Origin of the sequence: Intestinibacter sp. (genome assembly GCF_034113885.1) — a bacterium.
GTDB lineage: Bacteria > Bacillota > Clostridia > Peptostreptococcales > Peptostreptococcaceae > Intestinibacter.
This window is the reverse complement of record NZ_JAXEWM010000167.1, coordinates 1-15,603: the sequence shown is the minus strand read 5'-3', so window position 1 is coordinate 15,603 and position 15,603 is coordinate 1. Positions and strand designations below refer to the sequence as shown.

The following is a 15,603-nucleotide window of genomic DNA, read 5'->3' as shown; positions in this document are numbered from 1 at the left end:
AATCAAATCTCCAAACCTAAAGCATCATACTTTACAAAGTTATTCATATCTATTTCTTTGCCTCTACTGTCAAAATATTCAAACTCCAAATCCTCATCTTTAAATTTAGTCAAATCTATTATATCCATGTCGACTTCATTCAATTTAGTATGACCAGTTGCCACGACTTTTTTGTTTAAATAAATTTTTGCATTTATAGAATCACTTCCATTACAGACTAAAACCAAAGCTTTTTTTTCTAAATTTTTACCGTAATCTATAATAAATGATCCGCCTGATATATCAATTGGTGCGTGCTTTATAATTCTTTTTTTTAATTGAACATATATAGGTGACATACCTTCTTTTGTATTTTTAAACACGCATACACCAATTTTATATTCTGATGAAAAACCAACTATTAAATTATTACCTATCTTCTGTATGTCATAAATATAAATGTCTTTTATATTTCCTGTTGACTTAAAATCAGCTATACTCTGCTTTATAGATATAATTTCTCTTGTGTGATTATCGTATTCTTCATTTTCATATATCGAAAAATCTTGCTCTAATAATCCATACTCACCATTATTATATAACTGGTATGCACTTGGATTAGATACAGTAAATACCGCCCAAAATATAAAAGCTATATAAATCACTTTATATGTCTTGTATCTTATCTTTTTATAATTTAGTATATTTTTTATTCTCTTCTCAATATAAATTTCTCCAAAAGCTATAGGAGCGTATAAGTAATCCGAAGAAAATGCAGCAAATTCCAACAATGAATTACTGTAATCGACCTTTATAGTCCCTCTAAAATCCTTCATAACTCTCTCATCACAAGACATCTCCATATCCTCACTCATAAATGAAAAAGCCTTCCATACAAGTGGATTAAACCAATGTACGATTACTGCTAAAAAACACACTTTTTTCAAAATATAATCAAATCTATCTATGTGTATTTTTTCATGTCGTATTAAATACAACTTCTCCATTTCATTGAGATCTATAGGAATATATATTCTAGGCTTAAAAAATCCAAATACAAAAGGAGAGTTTATCATATCTGTCTCGTAAATATTGTCTTTTACAATCGTAGCTGTGCTCAATTTTTTTCTCATCTTTATATATGAAATTATACTGTAAACTCCAATCACGATCATTCCTATTATCCATATAATTATCACAAACCATAAAAAATACTGCATTGTATTTCTATGTAAATCTAAAGTCGATATTACATCATTAGATGAACTATATTCCCTTACTACCCCATCTGATATATTTTGGAGAGTATTTGTATTTATTTTTTTCTTAAAGTTTCTTAAAACTATCAATCCCATCGAAACACTTAAATTCATTGGTATGAGCAATCTTACAAATAAAGCTATCCACAGTAAATAAGAATATATCTTAGGAAATCTATTCAACATATATCTAGCTATCAGTATTATTAAAAATAACACTGATCCGATTTTAGTCATATTTACTACTTCATTGAACACTAGCTCTAAAAAATCCATGTATTTACCTCCCCTCCCAATTTCTATCCAGTATAAATATCTGATATCATATATGTATCTTTATCTATCTTTTCTATATCTAATAAATTATATTTGTCCACACACCAACCGTCATCCGTAAGTACTCCATTTCCTGCATGAAATTTTTCAAATCCCGGAGCCATTTTTAAGTCGAAATCCATCTCTAACCTAAATTTATCGCTACCTAAACGTTCCTTTAATTTAAGGTTCTTTATTACGCAATCTGATACTGTACTATCTCCATCTTCAGAATACATTTTTTCCGACTTGATATTTTCCATAAATAATATTTTTGCAATTTCCTCTTCAGTAGTATTTTTCTTTACAATTGCAATATCATCGCTTGATATGAGAAGTTTATCGTAAGTATAATCTTCTTTTACTTCTTCTCCATCGCTTGTATATATTTGCGTTTGTTGTGGCGGAACTTCTACCATATACGACATTTTCAAGTAATCATCATCTTGATTTAGTAAAAATTTGTGTTTTCCTTTACTAGATAATTGTATGTATTTAGTAGAGTTTACATATAATGAATTTACATATTTACTATATTCCCCAGCTCCGTCGTAGAAATTATTAAAATCGAAATACACACTATCATCTGGATAGCCGTAAATATAGCATACGATTTCTTTATCCTTTATAAAGACAATTTGATTCATACCTTCATTTAAGCCTTCTCGTATTTTATTAGACTTAAAGCCTATTGCACTCTCTATATCCTCTTTAGACGCATATGGAGAAAAGCTGTACAAATAATCCCACTCAAAATCAGTCAACTCTGCTAGATCTTCAATCAGTACATTTTTATTTTCACTTTTTTGTTCTAATGCTTCTATATTTTTAACTAGCGACTCTGAATTATCTAAGTCGTTATTTTTAGGATTAGATATTAAAAACAGCGTAGAAGCAGCTATTAGCAATACAACTATTAAAATCACTGACTTTTTAGGTTTTTTATAGTTTAAAATATTTTTTATCCTAGATTTAATACTATTTTCAGAGAACGAAATAGGTACATTGAACGTATTACCTCTATTAACAGCTAAATTTAAAAGTGAGTAGCTATAATCAGCCCTTATATCTTCTCCTAAATTCTTCATTACCTTTTCATCACAGGACATCTCCATATCTCTAGCCATAAGCATGAAGCTTATCCACATAATCGGATTAAACCAATGCACTGTTAAAAGTAAAAATGCTATTATTTTTATCAAATAATCCTTCCTTCTCAAATGCACCTTTTCGTGTTCGATTATGTATATTTTTTCCTGCTCAGTCACATTTGTAGGTATGTATATTTTAGGTATAAAAAATCCAAATACAAATGCTGTGTCTATTTGATCGCTTTCATATATGTTTTCGCCGTACAATGTCGCCATTTTTATTCTCGAATGGGTCTTTATATACGACACGATAAAATACACGATTAATACTTGAATACCTATTAACCATAAAATTGCCGCTATCTGCGTAAAATTAATTTCAAAGCCTTGAGTATTATCGACTAAATTATCGACAGTATGCTCTGCTACATTATTATTTGAAGCTTGGCTCGTCGAAATATTTGAAATAGTATTATTTACAGTTATATTTTTGGAAGCTCCATCTATTTTTCTAAATCCATCTCTATTAATAAAGTTAAAGAGACTCAATTTAGAAATAAACGATATCGGACACACTAGCCTAAATAAGACAGCTATCCAAAGCGCAAAAGAAAAACCTTTAGGAGCTTTTCTAATAGCAAATCGAATAGCAATAACTACAATCGCAACATAACTTGCAGTTATACTCATATCCAATATATTTTTAAATATACTCTCTAGTAAATACATGTTAATCCCTCTCTTTTCTAATCTTCTTTATAAGAATCTATCAATTTCTTCAACTCATCTGCTTCCTTTTTAGAAATTTTTTTATCTCCAAAAAACGCAGTCAAAAATTTAGGTAGCGAGCCGCCAAATGATTTATCAACTACTTCATGACTTTCGTATTTTTGTGTTTCCTCCTTTTTAACTAACGATGTCACTATTGTATTTTCATTTTTTACAAAATTTCTTTGAGATAATTTTCTTAGTACGGTATATGTAGTCGATTTTTTCCATCCAAGTCTTTCATTACATAATTTAACTAGATCACCTGATTTAACAGGCTCCTCCTCCCAGATAATATTCATAAATTTATATTCCGCATCGAATAATTTATAATCCATAATTTCCATCCTCCTTTTGGTTTATTGTAATAAACCTATATTTATTTTAAGTTTATCACGATAAACCAATTTTGTCTATCGAAATTTTTTGCATAAAAATAGCAGATAAATTAATATCTGCTACTTATAGTAAAAAAGATTAAATAACTATCTTAGTTTTACTTCTAATTTGTTATCCTTGTAATAATCATCATCATAATTATCACTTGTTCCATTTTCATGATTTGTAGACCAAGCCATTTTAAAACTTTTAAGCTCGTCTATTGTTGTTTTGTCTAAATTAAACAATACATGACCTTCTTTTGTTACTCCCTCATATATGTCTCCATCAAAACTTTCACTAGCCCATGTGTCAGCTTCAACTTGTTCGCCAGTATTTGTTATAAATGTCGCTTGACATGGATAAGTACTTATCATAAAATCATTTTTGTTTTGAATCTCGAATTTTACAACTACAGTGACTTTATCCTTATTTTCATCGTTTATAACTAAATCACTTTGATCATAACTATTTACTGCATCTGTCATATTATCAAACACAGCAACCTCTTTTATAGTTTGAATAATATTTTTATCTTCTGTTGTTGCTCCTTTTACTTCATATACTGTTCCTTTACTGTTATTAGCTGTATCTTTTTGTTGTTCTTGACTTTGATCACTTCCACTAGCACTTTCTTTTGATTGTTCTCCACTACATGCAACCAATGAAATTGATATAAGTCCTATTGTAACTAAACTCAATAATTTTTTTAACATTCCTTTAAATCCTCCCTCTTGAATTTTTTATTTTAAGAACATTATATACTATTTATACATCGAAAAATGTCCATTCTTGTAATCTTATCCTGTTTATTTATTACGACAAATTTTTCATTTAATAAAAAACTGCTATAAGAGATAATTCCCCTATAGCAGCCATTATTTATCCTTATTTAACTTTTACTATCCATCCTTCTGGAGCTTCTACATCACCAAATTGTATTCCATATAGAGTTTCATATAATTTAGTGATAACTGGTCCAGCTTCTTCCTTGCTGTGGAATATGTATTCTTTGTCATTGTAGAATATGCTTCCTATTGGTGCAACAACTGCAGCTGTACCACAAGCACCTACTTCTACAAATTGATCTATATCATCTATTAATATTTCGCCTTCTATTGCTTCCATGCCTAAGTAATCTCTAGCAACTGTCAATAATGAATTTCTAGTTATACTTGGTAGGATAGATGGTGAATTTGGAGTTATAAATTTGTTGTCTTTAGTTATACCAAAGAAGTTTGCAGCTCCTGCTTCTTCTATCTTAGTGTGAGTCGCTGGGTCTAAGTATATACAATCAGAATAACCTTCTTCATTTGCTATTTTGTGAGGAAGTAAACTACCTGCGTAATTTCCACCAACCTTAGTAGCTCCAGTTCCCCATGGTGCTGCTCTATCGTATTTAGCAGTTGTCATTGAAACTGGCTTAAATCCACCTTTGAAGTATGGTCCTACTGGTATACCAAATATGCAGAATAAATATTCTGGAGCTGGTCCAACACCTATATTATCTCCACAACCTATCATAAATGGTCTTAAATAATATGTAGCACCTGTTCCATATGGTGGTACGTATTTTTCATTTGCTTTTACAACTTGAATACACGCATCTATAAATTTATCAACTGGTACTTCAGGCATTAATATTCTTTTGCAGCTATCTTGAAGTCTTTTTGCATTCATATCTGGTCTAAATAATTGTATAGATCCATCTTTTGTTGAATATGCCTTTAATCCTTCGAAGCATTCTTGTCCATAATGTAGAGCTGTAGCTCCTACACTTATAGATATTTTATCTCCTTGTTGTATCTTTCCTTCATCCCATTTTCCATCTTTCCAATAAGATACATATATATTATCTACATATCCATAGTTAAATCCTAGTTCATCCCATTTTATATTCGTTTTCTCCATAAAAACTGTCTCCTCTGCTATTTTTTAATTATTTACAATTTTCAAACTTTTCTATGTATACAATATATAATAACAAATTTTGCTATATTACACCATATATTTTATAATAAATTTATAATAAATTTTTTTTACATTTTTAGGAATTAGGAGGATGATAATATGAAATTAAACAAAATAAGTACTATATATTTCAGCCCTACAAATACAACAAAAACTATAGTTGAAACTATAGCAAATGTATTTTCCAGTGAAATAAATACTTACGATATAACATTCGATAGAACAAAAAAGGTTGAAAATTTTAAAGAAGATGAACTTTTAATAATTGGTATGCCTGTATATGGAGGTAGAATACCTTATCTAGTACAAGAATTTGTAAAAAATCTAAAAGCTAATAATACACTATGTATCCCCGTAGTTGTATACGGTAATAGAGATTACGAGGATGCTCTTTTAGAATTATCAGATTATCTTGAAGAAGGTGGATTTAAGATAGTATCTGCTGGAGCGTTTATAGGTGAGCATTCATTTGGCGCTGAAATAGCAGGTGGTCGTCCTAACGACGATGACTTAAATATAGCAAAAGACTTTGCATTAAAATCAAAACAAAAAATACAAAATATAAATTCTGTAAATGACTTTGAAAAAATAAATATTCCAGGAAATCGTCCTTACAAAGAATCAGCTTCTGCTACGATTGAATGGGAACCAGAAACATTAGACAACTGCAATGACTGCGGTTCATGTAAAGATGTCTGTCCTATGGGTATAATAGATAAAGGAAATCCTAAACTTATAACTGATATATCAAAATGCATACATTGCTGTGCATGTGTAAAAGTATGCCCACAAAATGCTAAAGTTATGACATCTGAAATGTACAATAAATTCAAAGAATTCAAAGGATTTTTGATGTTAACTTGTTCTGAACAAAAGCAACCAGAACTTTTTATGTAGTAGGCTTTAATAAATAACAACCCTCAGTTGGAACTAGCCCACTGAGGGTTAAATATCCTATTTGTTTAATTGAGCTAAAATATCTTCTACATCATGTCCATGTACCTTACAAGCTTCCTCTAAAGTCTCAACTTGTGCAGAAGGACAGCCTAAACATCCCATACCCATGCCAATTAAAACCTCTGCAGCATCTGGTTTCATTCTCAATATTTCTCCTATAGTCATATCTTTTGTTATCATAAAATTCACCTCTATTTTTTATTTATATCAATCATTTAATGATATATTTGCTAATATTTATCTTTAACTATTTTAGGTATTTTAATTCAAGATTTTCTAATAAATCTATATATTTTTCTCTAACTTGTCGGTTTTCAAATTCATATTTATCACATTCTCTATCTACAACATCTAAAATATCTCTATCTAATTCTCTATTTGCAAATTCAAATATAACTCTATCCTCTTTGTCTATATGAGACTTAAGCAAGTTAGTATAAGAAACTGCATTTGCAATTATATCTAGTTTAGCTTCACAATCGCCTGACTTAAATTGATTCAATGCTTTTTCGAGATTAGATACGTATAATCGTCCTAAATCGTGCTCTACCAACATACCATGTGTAATTAACTTTTCTCCAATTGTATCAATATTATCTACCATTCTATTAAATAAAATTATTTCTTCTTTATTGTGATGATGACCATCTGCAAAATTCCTGATAAAATCTATTACGTTTAGAAAATCTTCATATTCTAATTTATCGTTGTCGATAAATTCCATGCACATATTTCTGACTACTGATAACATCCTTTTTATATATTCGTGTTCGTTCTTCATAAGTTCAATTGCGCTCATGCCTCTGCCTCCCTATTTTATATATAATAATCTTAGTATTTACATTTATGGAATACTTTATAACTCATATGCAAAAAATTGATTATAACTATTATTAAGTGGTATTATTTTATAATACATAGGAAATCAACATTATGCCTCTTTAGGATAAAGATTTTCTTATAATAATATTTTAAAGGTGGTAAATTAACATGTTTTACGATATGAAGCCCGAAGAAATTTCAAATTTCTTTAAAGATATAGATTATACAATCAAAACCTTCTCTGCGAAAGAAATCATAGCACTTGAAGGTGATGAATGTAAATACATCGGTGTTATATTAGATGGAACTCTAGATATTAAGCGAATGTTGAGCAATAAAGTCGTCAAGATAACTTCAGTTGGCCCAGGTCACCTATTTGGAGAGGTAATTGTATTTTCCGATGTAAACAAGTACCCGGCGACTGTAATATCTTCTTCAAAATCTGAGATATTATTTATCTCAAAAGAAAATTTTATAAAATTTTGTTATACTCATGCCGATTTTTTAGAGATGTTTCTAAAGGATTTAAGCAATAAAATTTTAATTTTAAATAAATCTATAGAAAGATTATCCTACAACAGTATTCGCCAAAAAATCAGTAATTACATATTAGATGAGTACCAAAAGCAAGGTAGCAGATTTATTAATATAAGCATGACCAAGCAAAAGCTCGCTGAAACTCTAGGAGTACCTAGACCTTCTTTATCTAGAGAGCTTATCAATATGAAGGAGCTCAGCATCATAGATTATTCTAAAGATACAATAAAAATTTTAGACTTAGAAGCTCTATTTAAAATTTTAGACGAATAAAAAGTCCCCCCTCTCAATTGAGATGAGGGACTTTTATATTTCTATTCCATAAACATTTTTATATCTTCTTCTACAGTAGATATTCCACCTATACCAAAGTTTTCAACTAATACCTTAGCGACATTTGGTGATAAGAATGCTGGAAGAGTTGGTCCTAGATGTATATTTTTAACTCCTAAATATAATAATGATAATAATACTATAACAGCTTTTTGTTCATACCAAGCTATATTAAATGCTATTGGAAGATCATTTATATCGTCAAGACCGAATACTTCTTTTAATTTTAAAGCTATAACAGCAAGTGAATAACAATCGTTACATTGTCCTGCATCTAGCACTCTAGGAATTCCACCTATATCTCCTAAGTCTAATTTGTTGTATTTGTATTTTGCACATCCTGCTGTAAGTATTACTGTATCCTTTGGTAGAGCCTTTGCAAATTCTGTGTAGTAATTTCTAGATTTAGCTCTTCCGTCACATCCTGCCATTACAAAGAATTTTTTAATTGCTCCAGATTTTACAGCTTCTACTATTTGATCTGCTAGTGCTAGCACTTGATTATGTGCAAATCCACCTACGATTTCACCTGTTTCTATTTCTGTCGGTGGTGGGCATTTTTTAGCATGTTCTATTATTTCAGTAAAGTCTTTATCTGATTCACTACTTCCCTTTATATGCTTGCACCCTTCAAATCCAACTGCTCCTGTTGTATAAACTCTATCCTTGTAGCTATCCTTTGGTGGTACTAAACAGTTTGTAGTCATAAGTATTGGACCGTTGAAGCTTTCAAATTCTTCTTTTTGTTTCCACCAAGCATTTCCGTAGTTACCTACAAAATGAGGGTATTTTTTAAATGCTGGATAGTAATGAGCTGGTAGCATTTCTGAATGTGTATAAACATCTACTCCTGTGCCTTCTGTTTGTTTTAATAATAATTCTAAATCCTTTAAATCATGTCCTGATATAAGTATTGCTGGATTATTTCTAACTCCTATATTTACCTTTGTTATCTCTGGATGTCCATAAGTTCCTGTATTTGCGCTGTCTAGTAGAGCCATTGCATCTACCCCTACCTTACCTGCGTTTAATGCTAAAGCTACTAAATCATCTGCAGTCAAGCTGTCATCCATAGTTTTAGCTAGAGATTCCTGCATAAATGCATCTATTTCTTCATTTTCATACCCTAAAGCATTGGCATGCTTCATATATGCAGACATTCCCTTTATTCCGTATATTACTAATTCCCTTAAGCTTCTTATATCTTCATTTTCTGTAGATAAAACCCCTACCTTTGCAGCTTTTTCTTCCATTTCTGATTTAGATGTAGAGTTCCATAGAGCTGCTTCTGATAAATTTTCTTTATTACCTAATTCAGATAATAGCTCTTCTTTTATTTTTAAAGTTTCCACTATTTTTGCATAAAATACTTCATCGTCGAAATTTACATTAGTTATAGTGGCAAATAGATTCATAGTTATCATATGATTGACTTTAATATCTACAGATTTTCCTTCTGATCTAAGTCTAGTTGTCACATCTGATAATCCTTTAGTTACATATATTAATAAATCCTGTAATCTAGCTAATTGTGGTGATTTTCCACAAACACCTGATTTAGTGCATCCGCTACATCCAGCAGTTTCTTGACATTGAAAACAAAACATTTTATTTTCCATATTTATTCCTCCAAATCGTTAATTTATTTTTGATATTAATGATTTTTATTTCACATATTTGTTTGATTTTTATCTTATGCCATTATTATATATTTAAATAAAAATATAATCTGTAACATAGGTTACAAGTATTGAAATTTTTAATGTTGTATTACTTTGACAAGGTTTTCTATGATTTTATATCTAACTTATAGATTTAATCAATATTATTTATATTTATCTATAGGTGGTGACAAATTTGAAAATATTATTTATATTTTATTTTTTTATAAAATATATCTATTAATTTTATCTATAAAAGCTATTAGACTTATGTTAAAATATTAACTATTATATTAATATAAAAAAGAATATACAAATAAAATTTATTAAATAAAAAAGGGGGATTTTCATATGACTTCTGATACTTCGGCAAACAAATCAAATCAAAATGTAAATACTTTGGCAAGAAAAATGGCAATCGCACTTATTGCTGGACTAGTAATTGGAGCATTGTTATTAATTTTAAGAGAAAATTTAATATCTAACGGTCATGAAAACATTTGGAAGGTTATAAATGATTTATTCTTTCAAGATATAAGTACAGATGAAGGAAAGAGTGCAATAGGTTTATTCTACATAATAGGTCAATTATTTATAAATTGTCTACAATTAATAATAGTTCCTATGATTTTTTCATCAATAGCACTTGCAATGTGTGAAATTAGTGATACAAAGAAACTTGGTAGAATCTCTGGTAAAACGTTATTAGGATTTCTAACTACATCAATTTTTGCATTAATAGTCGCTATTATATGCGGTTTCACTACATATAAATTAGGATTTTTTAATGTTTCTATATCTGGTTCTTCAGGTGTAGCTGAGGTTGCCACTAGTCCTAATCCTTTGATGGTTATACTTGACGCTGTTCCAAACAATATTGGTACTGTACTGATTACAAACGGACGTGTTTTATCTATAGTATTCTTAGGAGTCACTGTTGGACTTTGTATAAATGAATTAGGTGATAAATTATTAGTATTCAAGAAACTTCTTACAGATATAAATAACATAATACTTGTATTTTTAAATTTTGTAATATTTAAATTTGGTCCAATCGCAGTCTTTGTTTTAATAACAAGAACATTTGCTGTATATGGTATTGAACACCTTAAACCTGCTTTTGCATACCTTATAACAGTTACAATTGCAGCTACAATATGTTTATTAGTTTCTTATCCAGGATTTATTTATTTTAATACTAAGCTAAATCCTATTAAATTTATGAAGAAAATGGCAAAGGTGGCTCTTTTAGGAGTATCAGCAGCTTCTTCAGCAGCAGCCTTATCTTTAAATTTAAAAACTACTAAAGAAGAGCTCGGCGTTAGTGAAGATGTCGCATCATTTGTACTACCACTAGGAATGACAATAAATATGAATGGTACTGCTATAATGCAAGTAGTTGGAACTGTATTCATAGCAGCTAGCTCAGGATACGAAGTAACAATTCCAAACTTGATTTTAATTGCAATTTTAGCACTTATTGCTTCAGTTGGAACACCTTCTGCTCCTGGTTCTTCTATGATAGTATTATTCACTGTTATTTCAGGAATGGGATATAATAACCCAGCAACACTTGTAGCATATGCTCTTATCATAGCAATAAACAGACCTATGGATATGTACACTACTGCACTTAATGTAATCGGAGACGCTGCAACTGCTGTAGTAGTTTCAAAATCTGAAAACACTTTAGATGTTGATGTCTATAATTCATAATATAAATATAAAAGGAGCTTCGGCTCCTTTTTTTAATGTAAAATTTTTTACACAAATAAATTTATATCTTCATAAAATATACTAATAAATTTCATCTAAATTATTTAAATCAATTAGTATATTTAAGGAGACCAATATGAGAAAATATAAAAGACAAGAAAATGAAAACTATAAATATGCCTTGACAAATCTAAACCTAAGAGAAAGTAAATCTACATCATCTAATGTAATTACCGTTATACCTGCTGGATCCAAAATACAAGTTATAGATGCAGCAGAGGATTGGTATAAGGTAATGTACAACAATCAAAGGGGTTATGTCTACAACCAATACCTATCTAAAACTAAGTACACCTGGACCGACGTATTTTTAAGATCATATCCATCTTCTGAATCAAATGCTATAACACTCGTTCCATCAAAATCTAGAGTTCAAGTTTTAAAAAGCCAAGGAGACTGGGACCACGTCATCTACAACGACCAAGAGGGCTATATATTCAATTATTTTTTATCCGATGACGGAAATCCTCCAGGCGCATATGATTTTGAATATTTCTACACAGATATGACTAGATTTGTAAACGACAATAATATAAAAAGTCCTACAACAAATCTAATTACTACAGATTTAGCAAATAAAATAACTTATATTTTTGAAAAAGGCGACAACAGTCAGTGGATTTTGATATATCAATGGTCTTGTACAGTTGGAAAACCAGAAACACCTACAATAACTGGTACATTTTATGTAAGCGGTAGAAAGCCGTTCTTCGGGTCTGACACATATTTAGTTAAGTATGCCACTAGAATCAAGGGCAGCTATTACTATCACTCAATTTTATTTAATCCTGAAGGCACAGAGATTATCAATGATACCTTAGGTGAGGCTTTAAGTCATGGCTGTATTAGATTGGCTGTAGAAAATGCTCAATGGATTTACGACAATGTATTGGACACGACTACTATAGTCATCAACTAAAAAATAAAGGGCGTGGAATAAAATCTTCCATACCCTTTATTTTATTTATTATTTTACAGGATTTTTGTACGAGCAAGGAAGCTCAGCTGCACATTTTCCACATACAGATGCCCCCAATATTTTTTTATTTTCCTGCAATTGACTTGAACATTTAAATCTATCAAAGCCTTCATATGTAAGTGCATTATTTTTACATCTTTTCACACATACTCCACATGATTTATCCTTTTTATACATACATCTCTCTTCTTTTATAGGTTCATCACTTTTAACATCTAAATTAGTTATCACAGAAAAATATCTACCGCAGCTTCCCTTTTCAGATATAAGAAGATTATTTATACCAAAAGTTCCTATACCAGCAGCATAAGCCATATGTCTTTGTGACCAGTTACTTTTTAATATATTTTGGTCAAATACACCTGCATTTACAGGATTTACACCTTTATAGCCTAATTTTTTGATTTCATCTACAATGTATTCATTTATATCCTGTGCCATTTTATTAGTATCAATATATGCTTTAGCCCATGCTTCAGATGGCAATCCTTCACATTTATTGCTTTTACCTATTTCTCTTTTAAATGGTAAAAAGTAAGAAACTATTATTGTAGCATCTTCTAAAAAATCCTTTGGTGAATAATGTGATTCTAATACTACATTTTTTAAGTTCTTTATATAATCTGAATTTGCATCGGCAAATCCTACAATCGGTTCCTCCCAAATTCTCTCTAGATTATTTTTCTTACAATAATCATCTATAAAATCAGATATCCATTTTATTATAGTATCTCTCATACTCTCTCTCCCTAACTAATACTTCTATCTAAGCCATGATGGATTTCCTGGAACGAATACTCTCTTTCCAAATTTCTTCTTAAATTCATCTAAAGCCTTATTTATTAACTCCTCATTTCCCTTAAATGTCTCTGTATTTTTTATAGTTTCTAGATTTTGGCTAAATGGACATGCAGATATACACATTCCACAGTCAGTTCCTAGATATCTCCATTTTGTATAGCAAGTTTCTCTGTCAACTTCCCATCGATATTGACCTAATTCATCGAATTTAGGTCCTACTGTCAATGAATGTGATGGACAGTTGTGTGCGCATTTTTTACATACATTACAGAAATCTTCTAGTCCAAAATCCTTGTATTCATCTATATCAAGAGGCATATTAGTTGTAACTACTCCTAATTTTAATCTTGAACCGTAGTCCTTATTAGTAAGTATTGAATTTCTTCCTATGTCACCTATTCCTGCATCCTTAGCAATTAAAGTAGGCATTACTAAGTAGTTTTTATCCATATGGTTTCTAGCCTCATAGCCTAAGCTTCTTATATAGTAAGATAAAATCATTCCTATAATAGCTGCATCTACATAAGACTTACTAGTTTCAATTACTTCACATATCATAGGAGATCTATTTACCATCTCAGTGTCTAATTCACATCCAAATACGATTGCGTATTTATGATCTAAATGTACTTCTTTTCCATAATCACTTTCAATTCTTCCCCTGTGTGTATATATATGGTAATCCTTTAATTCTGTAATTCCAACTGTTACAGCGCCATAGTGTTTAGCAAATCCCTTTATTCTTTTTGCCATAGTTGTAGGATCTACCTCAACCTTTTCAGGTGCCACTTCACCCTCGCATAAAGGTAAAATATCTCTCATAAACATAAAAGCACTAGCTGCCATTGGTGAATTAATTTCATTATAAGTCATAGTTCCTTCTTGGCATAAATCTGGTCTATGTCTCATACTATCATCTATATTCTTTTTTTCAGGAAATCTCTTATAGTAATCCTCATAAGCTTCACTTCCTGGTGTATAATGTGCTCTAGCAAACATTGTATCTCTTTCGTCAGTTCTATGCATTTCTAACCCCTCCCTATAAAAACAAACTAATATTATTTTTATTTTTTTTATCTAAAACTAGTATAACACATTCAAATAAAAATTAATAAATTTTGCTATTTAGTAGTATAATATTTATAATATTATTATTTTAAAAGGAGGTTTTCTAATGAGAAGAATTTCTTTATTTATTGTAATCAACGCTTTATCACTTTTTATAGTGTCAAAATTAATGTCTAGCGTTTATATAGGCTCTTTAGCATCTTTAATAGTACTTACAATAATATTTGGATGTCTAAACGTAATCGTCAAGCCTGTAATTGAACTTTTTTCTTTGCCTATAACACTATTATCATTAGGTTTATTTTCATTTGTAATAAATGGGATTGTATTAAAATTAGCCTTTAACATAGTTCCAGGTGCATCTATATCTGGATTTTTTAATTCTATATTAGCAGCAGTTCTCTTAACTTTAGCTAATACTGTTTTTTATAATGTTCTTGATAAAGATTGATATTTTATACATTTTTAAATATATAATATAAAATATTTTACATAAAGATATGATTTTTTAAATTTTATTTTCAAAATCATATCTTTTTTTATAAAAAATCAAACTATTTTTTACATCAATTTTAATTTTTGTTAACCTTTTCCCACAACTTATTTATTATATTGTCGGTTTAATATTATCAATTTATATATAATTTTTTCTATTTTATTATCTATTGTATTTAATTTCGATATAACATTGTGACTATAGATTTTTTAATCCCAACGATATATAATAAACTTATGTCGAGATTGCAAACTTTAAATTTTCTAAATTTTTACAAATATATAAAACTTTTACATAGTCTCGACACTTTTTATTCTTGGTAAAATTAATAATTGGAGGTTTTTCAAATGAAGTATTTCAATCAAATTGGAATTCTCCTTGGAATTTGGGCATCAGGAGAATTCATAAGTCA

The 15,603-nt window shown here is 29.7% G+C and carries 15 protein-coding genes; 5 read left to right on the top strand and 10 right to left on the bottom strand.

Translation table 11 applies throughout. The annotated features are described in order from the left end of the window. Window positions 1-2: 2 nt before the first annotated feature. The 5 genes from SPD90_RS10470 to SPD90_RS10450 form a co-directional block, all read right to left on the bottom strand. The gene (locus SPD90_RS10470) at window positions 3-1,514 is read right to left on the bottom strand and encodes a M56 family metallopeptidase (protein WP_320624830.1); all 1,512 of its coding nucleotides are present in this window, start codon (window positions 1,512-1,514) and stop codon (window positions 3-5) included. A 23-nt stretch (window positions 1,515-1,537) separates the two neighbouring features. Then, complete coding sequence (locus tag SPD90_RS10465) at window positions 1,538-3,373, bottom strand: M56 family metallopeptidase (RefSeq protein ID WP_320925187.1); 1,836 nt, start codon at window positions 3,371-3,373, stop codon at window positions 1,538-1,540. 17 nt (window positions 3,374-3,390) lie between these two features. Beyond that, window positions 3,391-3,750 (bottom strand): BlaI/MecI/CopY family transcriptional regulator, encoded by a 360-nt coding sequence (locus SPD90_RS10460; protein WP_331474705.1) that lies wholly within the window; start codon window positions 3,748-3,750, stop codon window positions 3,391-3,393. A gap of 147 nt (window positions 3,751-3,897) precedes the next feature. After that, entirely contained in the window at window positions 3,898-4,506 is a 609-nt protein-coding gene (locus SPD90_RS10455; protein ID WP_320925186.1) for a hypothetical protein, read from the bottom strand. Window positions 4,507-4,678: 172 nt separating this feature from the next. Next, window positions 4,679-5,722, bottom strand: a complete 1,044-nt coding sequence (locus tag SPD90_RS10450; protein WP_290686045.1) for a branched-chain amino acid aminotransferase — start codon at window positions 5,720-5,722, stop codon at window positions 4,679-4,681. 138 nt (window positions 5,723-5,860) lie between these two features. Between SPD90_RS10450 and SPD90_RS10445 the strand changes: the two genes are divergently transcribed. Further along, complete coding sequence (locus SPD90_RS10445; RefSeq protein ID WP_290686029.1) at window positions 5,861-6,658, top strand: EFR1 family ferrodoxin; 798 nt, start codon at window positions 5,861-5,863, stop codon at window positions 6,656-6,658. A gap of 57 nt (window positions 6,659-6,715) precedes the next feature. Here the strand turns inward: SPD90_RS10445 and SPD90_RS10440 are convergent, their stop codons facing one another. Together SPD90_RS10440 and SPD90_RS10435 are read right to left on the bottom strand one after the other, a co-directional pair. Next, window positions 6,716-6,898 carry a DUF1858 domain-containing protein gene (locus SPD90_RS10440; RefSeq protein ID WP_290686027.1) on the bottom strand — a complete coding sequence of 61 codons (183 nt, stop codon included), beginning with the start codon at window positions 6,896-6,898 and terminating at the stop codon, window positions 6,716-6,718. Window positions 6,899-6,965: 67 nt separating this feature from the next. After that, window positions 6,966-7,517: a hemerythrin domain-containing protein gene (locus SPD90_RS10435; RefSeq protein WP_320624833.1), complete on the bottom strand. Its 552-nt coding sequence runs from the start codon at window positions 7,515-7,517 to the stop codon at window positions 6,966-6,968. A gap of 191 nt (window positions 7,518-7,708) precedes the next feature. On the opposite strand from SPD90_RS10435, the gene SPD90_RS10430 reads away from it, so the two are divergent. Next, entirely contained in the window at window positions 7,709-8,350 is a 642-nt protein-coding gene (locus SPD90_RS10430; protein ID WP_320925185.1) for a Crp/Fnr family transcriptional regulator, read from the top strand. 41 nt (window positions 8,351-8,391) lie between these two features. Here SPD90_RS10430 and hcp read toward each other — a convergent pair whose 3' ends face one another. Next, window positions 8,392-10,029 (bottom strand): hydroxylamine reductase, encoded by a 1,638-nt coding sequence (hcp, locus tag SPD90_RS10425; RefSeq protein WP_320626637.1) that lies wholly within the window; start codon window positions 10,027-10,029, stop codon window positions 8,392-8,394. 393 nt (window positions 10,030-10,422) lie between these two features. On the opposite strand from hcp, the gene SPD90_RS10420 reads away from it, so the two are divergent. Both SPD90_RS10420 and SPD90_RS10415 read left to right on the top strand, forming a co-directional pair. Then, a complete protein-coding gene (locus tag SPD90_RS10420; protein ID WP_320925184.1) occupies window positions 10,423-11,787 on the top strand; it encodes a dicarboxylate/amino acid:cation symporter in 1,365 nt (454 codons plus the stop codon). Window positions 11,788-11,923: 136 nt separating this feature from the next. Continuing rightward, window positions 11,924-12,766, top strand: coding sequence for a L,D-transpeptidase family protein (locus tag SPD90_RS10415; RefSeq protein WP_320925183.1), 843 nt, complete (start codon window positions 11,924-11,926; stop codon window positions 12,764-12,766). A 48-nt stretch (window positions 12,767-12,814) separates the two neighbouring features. Here SPD90_RS10415 and SPD90_RS10410 read toward each other — a convergent pair whose 3' ends face one another. Together SPD90_RS10410 and SPD90_RS10405 are read right to left on the bottom strand one after the other, a co-directional pair. After that, the gene (locus tag SPD90_RS10410) at window positions 12,815-13,564 is read right to left on the bottom strand and encodes an epoxyqueuosine reductase (protein WP_320925182.1); all 750 of its coding nucleotides are present in this window, start codon (window positions 13,562-13,564) and stop codon (window positions 12,815-12,817) included. A 24-nt stretch (window positions 13,565-13,588) separates the two neighbouring features. Further along, on the bottom strand, window positions 13,589-14,653 hold the full coding sequence (locus SPD90_RS10405; protein WP_320925181.1) for a 4Fe-4S dicluster domain-containing protein: 1,065 nt from the start codon (window positions 14,651-14,653) through the stop codon (window positions 13,589-13,591). Window positions 14,654-14,801: 148 nt separating this feature from the next. Here SPD90_RS10405 and SPD90_RS10400 point away from each other — a divergent pair, with 148 nt between their 5' ends. Next, on the top strand, window positions 14,802-15,146 hold the full coding sequence (locus tag SPD90_RS10400) for a phage holin family protein (RefSeq protein ID WP_320925180.1): 345 nt from the start codon (window positions 14,802-14,804) through the stop codon (window positions 15,144-15,146). Window positions 15,147-15,603 lie beyond the last annotated feature (457 nt).